The following is a 10,892-nucleotide window of genomic DNA, read 5'->3' as shown; positions in this document are numbered from 1 at the left end:
GAGCGCTGATAAATTTTTGTGAACGCTGATAAGTTCAGTCCGAGCGCTGATAAAATATTTGAACACTGCCCCCCATCCCCTCAACAACACAAAAGATCCAAGTGAAGTCATTATACCTCACTTGGATCTTCTCTTACATTAGTAAGAAAACGATCAATTGTATTTAGGACATCTTTTTGCTCGTCAAAAACGAGTGAAAAATGGTTGGCATTTGTCATTAACACATTAATTCGTGGAACAGTCTTCTCTAATTCAGCAAATGACTCGTTGAAAAAAAGCGGTCTGCCTGCCCCCATGTGACCCAACGCTTTAACTAAAAGAACGGGAACTGTAATGTGTGGCAATACTTCTTCGTGATGGAATTCAAAAAAGCTATCGAAGTCTTGTTCCATCACTTCAACTTTTGAACGGTGACGCACTAACTTTTCACCGACCACTTCTGTTTCATACCTTGCAATCTCTTCTAACTGTTGTGACCAGTTAACACCTAACTTTTCATACGCACATTTTGTAAAATCAATATAATCAGCTTTGGACTGGTAAACTTTTTCTAGCCGTTTTAGTGACGGTAAAATGAGATCTATTTGACCGAGATCAGCAACTCCTGCACCATCTAGCAAAATGAGCGATCGAACGCGGCTACTTAGAGCTGTCACTTTCGCACAAATATAACCACCGATTGAGTATCCGACTAATGTGATCTCTTTAAGATTTAACGAAATTATTAAGTCGATTAAATCACCTACATGATGGTCAATCGAAGTGTGATGATCGGCTTCATCACTTAACCCTCGTCCTCGCAAGTCATAACTAATGACACGATGATTGTTAGATAAAAACTCTTGGTAGTATGTCATTTGCTTATGATTACCAGTTAAACCGTGAACTAAAATAACAACATGTTCTCCTTCGCCCCGCTCACATACACAAATCTTTTTACCGTTAGTTAATTTAACATGACGTTCCAATTCAAACACCTCAGCTTTTAATTCAATTCCCCTACTTGATAAATTGTGTAGATGACTTTGCCTGCCATGTGCTTTCCACGGGATACAAACAAACGATTGTTCAACCATTGGTATTGGTTAGAAGCCGTTTCGAAAATCGGCGCCGTATGAAAATAGTACTCATCAATCGGCACTTCATCACCATCATCTAACCTTTTAATAACTGAACGGTCACCTGTCCGTATTCCTCGGTAAGACATCATAATTAACTGTTTATCATTCGTTTCTAACAAAATACGTACGTCTTGAATCACCGTGCCATCATCGCGGACGGTAATCCAATCATCACCACCTGGAACGACATTGCCTTGAAGCCTTTCTCCTTTAAAAGCACCACCTGTCACACGAATCACTCGCCGGTTTCCAACGGGTGTTTTACCTGGTAAGTGCGGACTTTCCACCGTTAACTCTAAATCAAACAAATGAACTAAGTCTGGTTTTGGTAACAATGGCATATTTACGCCTCATCCCCCTTTACAACTGAACGCTATTTGAGGTTATTGTAAACACTAGCAATTGCTTACTTCTCTATCACTACATCCTATGTCCTATATGAAAAAATAGAACTAGAATATTTTTACAAAAATAGAGCGCTAGAGTATGTAGAATGCCTTTAAAACACAAAAAATCCCTAACGCCTTAATCGACGTTAGGGAAGATCATAACCCATTATTTTGGAACGATTTTTGAAAACTGACCACAGTAATAACCTAAAGGTTTCCCTTCATCATAGTCATAATTCTCAACTTCACCTATAAATAACACGTGATCACCGCCATCATACTCAGCCCAAGGTGCACACTCAATATGCGCCAAACTATCTTTAACTCGCTGACCACCTTCAGAACGCTCCCATTCAAATGGTGGCTCTTCATTCGGCTTACCAGCGAAATGAATTGCCGTATCTTGTTGGTCTTCTTTTAAAACATTGACGATAAAATGATTGCCACGTATTTTTTCTAAAGCTCTCGTATTCCGGTCAACTGAAACTAATACTAATGGCGGCTCTAATGAAACAGAAGTAAATGAGTTTACTGTAAAACCGTGTGTCTCTCCGTCTGCTTCACATGTGACGACTGTGACACCTGTTGCAAACTTCCCCATGCAATTACGAAAATCTCGTTGGTCCATTTAAACCTCTCCTTTGTACCTTACTACAACCGGTTACTACTAAAATTATTCATATAATAACGCAATATGCTTGTTTTAAATGTGACCTCTATTAACTCCACCAACAACCCTATCATACTAAACTTAATCTATAGAAAAAAGCCTCGAAGACCGAGGCTTTTCATTAAGAGTATGGAAATTGACGTTTTTTATGTTGAATTGAAATCCACTTCTTAGTTGTAAATGCTTCTAAACTCTCATTACCATTCAATCGACCGACTCCAGACATTTTTTCACCGCCAAAGGCTACGATTGGTTCATCATTAATTGTGCCATCATTGACGTGAATCATGCCTGTTTCAATACGCTTACCTAATTCTGCACCGCGCTCAGTGCTAGCAGTATGAACAGCACCACTTAAACCAAAGTCAGAGGCATTCGCAATTTCGATCGCTTCTTCATCTGATTTAAAAGTAGTAACAGCTACCGCTGGGCCAAACATCTCTTCGTTCGCTACACTCATCTCTGGTGAAACGTCTGTTAAGATCGTCGGTGTTACAACATTACCATTCACTTCACCACGAACTAATGGTACTGCACCTTCTTCAATACTTTTCTCAATCGTATTTTCTAACGTCTCAACTTGTCGTTTATTAATTAGTGGGCCGATAATGGTATCATCTTCTCGAGGGTCACCAGCTTTTAATGACTCTACTTTACTTTTATACTTTTGTAAAAACTCGTCTTTCACACTTTCATGAACTAACACTCTATTTGCTGACATACAAATTTGACCTTGGTGTGTGAAACGGCTAAACACAGCAGCACTTACTGCGTAATCAATATCTGCATCATCTAAAATAATTAACGCACTATTGCCACCCAGTTCAAGAGAAGCTTTTTTTAGGTTTCTGCCAGCTACTTCTCCAATCTTTCTGCCAACTACTGTAGAGCCTGTAAATGAAACAACTTTGTTTAATGGATGCTCTACAAAACGATCTCCTATTTCTGAGATCTCAGTGACAATAGAGTTTACTAAACCTTTTGGTAAACCAGCTAATTCAAAAATCTTAACTAGTAATGTACCGCCTGTTACTGGCGTATCTTCATGTGGCTTAATGACTACTCCGTTACCAGCACCAACCGCTGTCGCAACCGATTTCATGGATAAATAAAATGGGAAGTTAAATGGACTGATAACCCCAACTACACCGACAGGCTCCTGATATACTCGATTTTCTTTACCATCTACAGGGGATGGCAAAATCTCACCCGTCATTCTTAAAGGATATGTAGATGCTTCCTTAATAATATTAGTAACTAAACCAATTTCAAATCCAGCCTTTAACCTTGTGCCACCTAATTCTTCGATGATTAGCTCTGTAATTTCATCATGATTTTCTTCTACAACTTTCGCCGCTTGTAATAGCAAGTCACGACGTTCATATGGATTTATATTAACCCAATCCTGCTGAGCCTCATTTGCACTTTCATAAGCTTGATCCAAATCATCCTTAGACGCACTTGTCATTGTAGCAATAACTTCCTCACTAAAAGGGTTCAAGTTTTTCATTTCGATTGAGCCTTGGCCCTCTCTCCATTTTCCTCCGATTGCCTGTTTTGATAATTGATCAAAATTAAAATGTGTCATGTATCAATTCCTCCAGTGTTATCTCTGTAAGTTGTCATCGATTAGATTGCTTAACTTTTCTACATCTTCTAAAACATCTTGAACTGCTTGTGACATACTTTCCATAGCATCCGACTGTTCAGCTGATTGCTGATTCACGTTTTGTACCATTTGTTCAAAATTCTGTACATTTTCAACTAATGCTGATGTAATATCACTTATTTCTTCTGAAGATTTCTTAGATTCATTTGCTAACTTTCTAACTTCATCAGCTACAACTGAAAAGCCTTTTCCATATTCTCCAGCTCTAGCAGCTTCAATTGAAGCATTTAGTCCTAGAATATTGCTTTGATCAGAAATTTTGGTCACATCTCCTGAGAACTCATCAATGCTTTTTATGTTCTTATTCATGTAACTAAACTGATCTTTTGTTTCTTCCAAGTTCCGAGATAACTCATCACTTGTTGATGTTACTTCTTCAATCACTGAAGTTATGTTTTCAAATGTTTCATATAATTTATTACTAACTTCTGAGAGAACTTCTGCTCTCTCTATACTTGTACCAATACCGACACCACCAATGATTTCACCATAATCATTTCTTAGCGGAATTGCTCTAGCAATTACAGGAACACCAAAAACCTCTTTTGGTACCCTCATCGTTTGTGGTTGGCCTTCATTTATAGCCTTTGTAATAATATCCCCTTCTTGCAAAGGGTCCCCTTGTTGTACTGGTAACTGAAAAGTTTCACCAGGAATGTTTAATAGTAGTTTTTCAGTATCATAAATTCCTACCGTTACATCCTCTTGTATTAAAGGGTTTAATAATGGTGCAACTTTTTGGAATGCTTCCAACAAACTTAGATCATTTTTTACTAATCCCAAACTATAGCCTCCTTATAATCATAGATTTAAAGGTAAACCGTTTGTAGTACCCCGGCAGCACGGCCACCATAGCAATTGCCTTAGGTCCGTAACTTTGCGTGTCATCTTTTTCAAATGACTTGCCACTCTTATCGGTTTACATAAAAAATTTCTAACCTTAGAAGCATACCATAACTTTTGGCAATTTGTCCCTTTAGACGTTTCTAGTTCGAATAAACTTCTCAACCTCTTCTTTCGTCGGCATACCAGACTGTGCACCTAACTTACTAACCGATAAAGCACCGACTGCGTTTCCGAATAAACAACCTTCAGCTAACGAATCACCTCGCGTTAACGCAACAGCCAACGCACCATTAAATGAATCACCTGCACCGGTAGTGTCGACGACTTCTACAGAAAAACCAGAGACTAAGTGTGACTGGCCATCTTCAAAATACTCGACACCTTTTGACCCGTGAGTGATTACGAATTTTTCGCGATTTTGTTCATAAAACGCCTTCTTCTCTTCATCATCTAAAAGCACCGCTAACTCATGCTCATTCGGTGTAATATAATCGACAGAAGCCATAACTGAAATTGAGATCGGCTGAACTGGAGCAGGGTTTAAAATCACACGAACACCGTGCTTATTCGCCAACTCCACCGCTTTTTCAACCGATTCAATTGGAATTTCGAACTGAAGTAAGATCGTCTCGCTCGCTGCAATGACATGCTCGTATTTTTCGACTAACTGTGGCGTAACAGCATGATTAGCACCAGGAACAACGATAATATGATTATCATTTTCCGCAATCGTAATCGACGCAATGCCCGTTGGTTCGCCTGAGGCTACTTCAATATAATTAGTATTGATACCTTGAGTTTCAAAATGTTGATTTAACGTTTTAGCGAAAGCATCATTTCCAAAACAGCCAATTAAATTAACTTTCGTACCAAGCTTACTTGAAGCAACGGCTTGATTAGCCCCTTTTCCACCTGGAATGGTTGAAAAAGATTTCCCCAAAATCGTCTCACCTTTATTCGGAAACTGGCCTGCTTCCGTCACTAAATCCATATTAATACTTCCAATCACTGTTACTGTTCCTGATGACATAATGCTCCTCCTTAACTGACTTATATGACACTCACCGACAATTATATGTAAATTTCCCGGGAAATTACGTTACTTCATTTTACAAATAAAGCTATAAAGTGCCTACGCACAAGACATAGGCACTTCATTACTCTATTGTTCCATTAAAATGAATTGGTATAACTTATAGTCTATTTTTCCTCGTTCTTGTTCTCGTTCTTCAAAGTTTTCCGAGTGGATATAACTTCTTAATGCTTTATAAAACGTTTCATCGGTAACATCTGTCGCATCGTGTAAAAAGTTTAATTGTGTGAGTCGACGAACGAGCTTTTCACGTTTTTCAACATCAATGTCCATAATATCTTCCGCTTTTGGCCGAGTGAAGTACAATTGATGTAAACGATAAATTCGCTCGAGTTCATTAATTGGCGTTTCATGATCATCAACTCTTAAATCAACCATTCGATCATTCAAGCCAGCATAGCCACCTTTTTCTTTAACGATAAACAGAGCAGCTGACTGCATACCACGTGAATCTCCACCAGCTTTTTGTCCTTCTTTTAAGGCGTGAAGAAGTTTTTCAACTAGCGGTTCACCTGCTTTCTCTTCAAAACCATTTGCCATAGCGCTAGCCGTTTCTTCACTTACAAGGATATTACCTTGTGCGGCATAATTTTCTCCTGTTTTACCACCAGCCCAGTCGTAACAACCATCACCCGTGAACGTTGCGACACCACCATTTGCATCAACGATTCCAGCTTGACGCATCGCTTTGTCGGGATCTTTTTCAACTAAAATGTCCATAGCTTCTTGAGCAGACTTACCTTCTTTCAGCAATTGCAATCCTTCAGGGCCGTATGTCGTATTGGCCATCGACTGTGTCGCAACCGCTCCTACACCGGCTTCAGCCCACGGAACAACAGCACCAACACCTAAAAACTTAGACTGTACCGCAATACCAAGCTCTCCAGTTTCCGGATCTCGTCCGACAATTGAAAATGTTGCTACTAAATCGTTAGGAATTTTGCTCATTCATAATCCTCCTTAAAATTGGTAAGGCTCTTTTTTAAATATTAAACTAAACGCAATAAATGCGATTAATGATAAAAATACTGGGATCGTTACAGCATGGACGCCAAATAAATTACCGTAAGTCTCATTGTACTGATAGATTGCGATATACGAACCAATCCCGACAACCATAGAGGCAATCGCACCGTGTTTATTGGCGTATTTCCAATAAAGACCGAGTACAATCGGCCATATAAACGCCGCTTCTAAACCACCAAATGCAAATAAGTTCAAATAGATTAGTAGTTCAGGTGGGTTAATCGATAGTAAAAATACTATAACACCTAAGGTAGCGGTAAATCCAATGCTGACCTTTTTCACATGAGCACGATTAGCATCAGGCTTGAAATAATTAATATAAACATCCTTCACAACCGATGAACTGACGAGTAATAATAACGAGTCGACCGTCGACATCATCGCTGCAAGTGGCGCTGCCAGTACAATACCTGCTATCCATGGCGGTAACGTCTCCATCGCAATGAGTGGAATGACTTGGTCAGCCACTTCGATCCCTGGTAAGACAGGTCTTGCGAACACCCCAATTAAATGCATATTTAACATAATAAAACCGACAACAATCGTCCCGATCATAAGCGCGCGGTGCATCGAGCGTGCATCACGATAAGACATCGCACGAACCGCTACTTGCGGTAGACCAACTACACCAACACCAACTAAAATCCAAAACGAAGTGACATAAGCTGCTGTTAACTGTCCATCATGACCAAATGGTGTTACTAAGTTCGGGTTTTCAGTCACTAAGTCTGCCATAATTTGATCGATTCCACCGCCTGCAATGACGACACCGATCAGTAAGACAAGTGTTCCGACAAACATAATAATCCCTTGCGTTGCATCGGTCACCGCTACAGCACGAAAGCCACCAATAATGACGTAAATTAAAACAGCAACCGCAAATAAAAATAAAGCACCTAAGTACGACAAGCCTGTCACTGTCTGGATTAAGTACGCACCACCGACCCATTGAGCTGCCATCGCCGCAAATAGGAAAATGACGATACTAAATGCCGAAATTAAAACAACTGATTTACTTTGATAACGTTCTTTTAAAAAGTCGATTAATGTGACAGCTTTGAATCTTCTCGTGACGATCGCGAATTTTTTACCTAATACGAGTAACACGAAATAACCTGTCGCCACTTGTGTCATCGCCAGTAATACCCAGCCTAACCCGATCGTATAAGCGGCACCTGGTCCACCTAGAAAACTGGATGCACTGCCATAAGTCGCAGCCATTGTCATCGCTAAGACGAGTCCACCGAGTTCACGACTTCCTAAAAAATAGTCACTTAAAAACGAAGACGACTGCTTCATTTTTCGATTCGACCACATACCGATTAAAAATATAACAAACAATAATGCTAAGAGAGGAACTAACACTTCCCAATTCAACGCTCGTCACTCCTCTCTTCGTCAAATGGCACTTCTTTTAATACAAATTTTACGACTAAATAGACGAGAAATACCATGACAATAAAGCCCATTATACAGCTCCAAAAGAACCATGCTGGAAAACCGAATATATATGTATAATCTTCAGGTGGTTTAGACCCTAATGTGTAGGCGAATCCATACCACCAAATGATGTTAAAAACCGCTAACGCACAACCAATTAACGCTTCTCGGTGCGCAATCCGAAAACGCCAATCTGTTCGCTTCTCCCCCTTCGGCACTTCAACATCCCCTTTCAGTATACTAAAGTGTTGAATACTTCCATTGTAAAGCAAGGTGAGGCAAAAATCATTGGGGTTTTTAAAAATTAGTTCGCCCCGCCTTTAGCAATTACTTAATTTAAAAAGCGAGCCGATATTGGCCCGCTTTTTATTAACTATATGTCGCTAATGCGTCTGATAGTAGACACCAGAATTTTTCTTGGTTTAAGTCTCGTGCAAATTTTACATTTGGCTCGCGTCCTGTTACATCTAGTAAATCGACACACGTCATACCGTATGCAAACTCACCTTTCGTTTCAATATCGACACGTACATCAACCGTATCAAAGATCGATGAGTCAATTAAATACGCAACTGTACAAGCATCATGTATTGGCGCTCCATCGAATCCGAACACTTCTTTATACGTCTTTTTAAAGAAACGAAGCAGTTCAACAACGAATTCAGATACAGGGTTATCAATTGCGGCAAAGCGATCAATCGTCTCATCTGTTGCTTGCGCTTCATGTGTCACATCTAAACCGAACATCGCAATTGGCACACCACTTTCGTAGACGACTTTCGCCGCTTCAGCATCAACCCAAATATTGAACTCAGCTGCTGGCGTCCAATTACCAAACGTTCCTCCGCCCATTAGCACGATTTCTTGAATTTTCGGAATAATTTTAGGCTCTTTTACGATCGCCATCGCAATATTCGTTAAAGGTCCAGTTGGCACTAAAGTTATATCGCCATCTGATGCCATCACTTTTTCGATAATTAAATCAACGGCATGTTGTTCCACAACAGGTGTATTCGGTACATCAGGTAAGTTAGGCCCATCTAAACCCGAATCACCGTGAATCGATTCAGCAATTTGTGTTTCACGAACCATCGGACGGTTTGAACCTTGTGCAACTGGAACGTCTAGTCCGATAATGTCACAAACACGCCTTGCATTTAAAGTCGTTTTATCAACTTCTACATTACCCGCCACAGTCGTGACAGCTTCTATTTTTATTTTGTCATTCGCATGCGCTAATATCATCGAAATCGCATCATCATGACCAGGATCACAATCTAAAATTACTCTACGTTGTTCTACCATATTATGCCTCCTATACCTCTCAAATGTTGCTACAATGCTTAGTCTAATAGAAAACGCTTACAAAAGATAGACATTTGACTTGGAATTTCGACAAGGAATTTAGTGGTATTTCTAGAAATAGAACAAGAGAAAGGGGAGTATGTCCATGGAACAAAAAGGTTGCATTAAATGTGGCAGTCGCGATGCCGATCAAAAAGAAGTCGCCATGACAGGAACAGGTTTTTCAAAAATGTTCGACGTCCAACACAATAAGTTCATCGTCGTTTTCTGTAATAATTGTGGCTACTCTGAGTTTTATAATTCAAATACTTCAACAGCTAGTAACGTATTTGACTTCTTTTTCGGTGGATAGCAACGCTAAAAGCCAGTTCAATTCATTAATGAGCTGGCTTTTCTATGCTAAAATATAAACAATCTCATCATTAGAAAGGAGCTACATTTTGAAACCGATCATCATTAGACCGATTGCGACACTTTTAATGGGGACGACATATTTAATCTCACAATTCGTCGACCGTGACATACTTCCAATCTTAGTGAGCTTATTTGCACTTATTACGATTATTTCTTTTATCCCTTATTTGAAAAAAGTACCGATGATTTTAATTAGCTCACTACTCGGCTTATCTTTTATATTCTTCATCCAAGGAGAAGGACTTGTGGGAATGTTTCTCGGACTGAATACAAACGTGTCGGTTTTAGCGATCTTTATTTTTGTCCCGCTATTATCAATCCCTATTTATCAAGGGAATTACTTAGTCTATTTAGAAACGGTGTTTAACTACTACATTAAAACGACAAAGCAACTTTATATTTACGTTAAGTCAGCTATAATGGGTGTTGGCTCAGTTATGAATTTAGGTACCGTCCCGATCTTATTTCAGCTGACGGACACTGAATCGTACAAGCCGTATCGGATGTTAAGAACGCGCGCTTTAGGACGCGGTTTTGCGATGGCTTTCATGTGGTCGCCATACTTCATTTCCGTTGCTTTAATTATTTCTTACTTTGACGTTGAATGGATTCAAATTTTCCCATTAGGTATTGTGATGGCAGTGATTGGTATTGTGTTAGGCAGTTATTTTGAATCGAAACATGATTCAGTGATTTCGACCGAAGAGGAAATGGTGTCGAACATCTCAATCGATCAAGCGAAGAAAAAGTTACTCGAATTACTCGTCATCATTATCGTGATGACCGCTGCAATTATGGTCATCGAATACTTTGTTGACCTTTCTGTTTTAACGATTATTCCACTCATTGCCATTGTTCTGTCGATTGGCTGGGGACTTGTTTACCAATCACCAAAGGCACTTGGACGAAGCTTTTTCAA

General features: G+C 39.6%; 12 protein-coding genes and 1 riboswitch. Of the genes, 2 read left to right on the top strand and 10 right to left on the bottom strand.

Features of this window, described 5'->3' with window-relative positions; genetic code table 11:
- Positions 1–110: 110 nt before the first annotated feature.
- From A194_RS0110795 to A194_RS0110750, 10 genes are all read right to left on the bottom strand, one after another.
- Positions 111–968, bottom strand: coding sequence for an alpha/beta fold hydrolase (locus A194_RS0110795; RefSeq protein WP_017186861.1), 858 nt, complete (start codon positions 966–968; stop codon positions 111–113).
- Between the two features lie 17 nt (positions 969–985).
- A complete protein-coding gene (locus A194_RS0110790; protein WP_017186860.1) occupies positions 986–1,462 on the bottom strand; it encodes a DUF3237 domain-containing protein in 477 nt (158 codons plus the stop codon).
- A 214-nt stretch (positions 1,463–1,676) separates the two neighbouring features.
- On the bottom strand, positions 1,677–2,138 hold the full coding sequence (locus tag A194_RS0110785; RefSeq protein WP_017186859.1) for a flavin reductase family protein: 462 nt from the start codon (positions 2,136–2,138) through the stop codon (positions 1,677–1,679).
- Between the two features lie 163 nt (positions 2,139–2,301).
- Positions 2,302–3,768: an aldehyde dehydrogenase family protein gene (locus A194_RS0110780; RefSeq protein WP_017186858.1), complete on the bottom strand. Its 1,467-nt coding sequence runs from the start codon at positions 3,766–3,768 to the stop codon at positions 2,302–2,304.
- An 18-nt stretch (positions 3,769–3,786) separates the two neighbouring features.
- On the bottom strand, positions 3,787–4,158 hold the full coding sequence (locus A194_RS21390; protein ID WP_423734749.1) for a methyl-accepting chemotaxis protein: 372 nt from the start codon (positions 4,156–4,158) through the stop codon (positions 3,787–3,789).
- Between the two features lie 524 nt (positions 4,159–4,682).
- Positions 4,683–4,766: riboswitch (cyclic di-GMP riboswitch) on the bottom strand.
- A 59-nt stretch (positions 4,767–4,825) separates the two neighbouring features.
- Complete coding sequence (rbsK, locus tag A194_RS0110770) at positions 4,826–5,725, bottom strand: ribokinase (RefSeq protein ID WP_017186856.1); 900 nt, start codon at positions 5,723–5,725, stop codon at positions 4,826–4,828.
- Between the two features lie 132 nt (positions 5,726–5,857).
- Positions 5,858–6,736: a DUF1028 domain-containing protein gene (locus A194_RS0110765; protein ID WP_017186855.1), complete on the bottom strand. Its 879-nt coding sequence runs from the start codon at positions 6,734–6,736 to the stop codon at positions 5,858–5,860.
- Between the two features lie 12 nt (positions 6,737–6,748).
- A complete protein-coding gene (gene panF / locus A194_RS0110760) occupies positions 6,749–8,191 on the bottom strand; it encodes a sodium/pantothenate symporter (protein ID WP_017186854.1) in 1,443 nt (480 codons plus the stop codon).
- Positions 8,188–8,472 carry a YhdT family protein gene (locus tag A194_RS0110755; RefSeq protein WP_017186853.1) on the bottom strand — a complete coding sequence of 95 codons (285 nt, stop codon included), beginning with the start codon at positions 8,470–8,472 and terminating at the stop codon, positions 8,188–8,190. Before A194_RS0110755 ends, panF begins: the two co-directional genes overlap by 4 nt.
- Before the next feature lie 151 nt (positions 8,473–8,623).
- A complete protein-coding gene (locus tag A194_RS0110750) occupies positions 8,624–9,559 on the bottom strand; it encodes a nucleoside hydrolase (RefSeq protein WP_017186852.1) in 936 nt (311 codons plus the stop codon).
- A gap of 145 nt (positions 9,560–9,704) precedes the next feature.
- On the opposite strand from A194_RS0110750, the gene A194_RS0110745 reads away from it, so the two are divergent.
- Together A194_RS0110745 and A194_RS0110740 are read left to right on the top strand one after the other, a co-directional pair.
- Positions 9,705–9,911, top strand: coding sequence for a zinc ribbon domain-containing protein (locus A194_RS0110745; protein ID WP_017186851.1), 207 nt, complete (start codon positions 9,705–9,707; stop codon positions 9,909–9,911).
- An 88-nt stretch (positions 9,912–9,999) separates the two neighbouring features.
- A partial coding sequence (locus A194_RS0110740; RefSeq protein ID WP_017186850.1) for a hypothetical protein occupies positions 10,000–10,892 on the top strand: 893 nt, incomplete at its 3' end.

This window comes from Alkalibacillus haloalkaliphilus C5 (assembly GCF_000269905.1).
GTDB lineage: Bacteria > Bacillota > Bacilli > Bacillales > Alkalibacillaceae > Alkalibacillus > Alkalibacillus haloalkaliphilus_A.
Note: the sequence above shows the minus strand (reverse complement) of the source record. Positions and strands in the feature narration are given on the sequence as shown.

What these genes read in the sequence shown, in the direction of transcription:
- A194_RS0110750 (WP_017186852.1), bottom strand. Translation starts at nt 9,559, where the DNA reads ATGGTAGAACAACGTAGAGTAATTTTAGATTGTGATCCTGGTCATGAT.
- A194_RS0110785 (WP_017186859.1), bottom strand. Translation starts at nt 2,138, where the DNA reads ATGGACCAACGAGATTTTCGTAATTGCATGGGGAAGTTTGCAACAGGT.
- A194_RS0110765 (WP_017186855.1), bottom strand. Translation starts at nt 6,736, where the DNA reads ATGAGCAAAATTCCTAACGATTTAGTAGCAACATTTTCAATTGTCGGA.
- A194_RS21390 (WP_423734749.1), bottom strand. Translation starts at nt 4,158, where the DNA reads ATGAATAAGAACATAAAAAGCATTGATGAGTTCTCAGGAGATGTGACC.
- rbsK (WP_017186856.1), bottom strand. Translation starts at nt 5,725, where the DNA reads ATGTCATCAGGAACAGTAACAGTGATTGGAAGTATTAATATGGATTTA.
- A194_RS0110790 (WP_017186860.1), bottom strand. Translation starts at nt 1,462, where the DNA reads ATGCCATTGTTACCAAAACCAGACTTAGTTCATTTGTTTGATTTAGAG.
- A194_RS0110745 (WP_017186851.1), top strand. Translation starts at nt 9,705, where the DNA reads ATGGAACAAAAAGGTTGCATTAAATGTGGCAGTCGCGATGCCGATCAA.
- A194_RS0110780 (WP_017186858.1), bottom strand. Translation starts at nt 3,768, where the DNA reads ATGACACATTTTAATTTTGATCAATTATCAAAACAGGCAATCGGAGGA.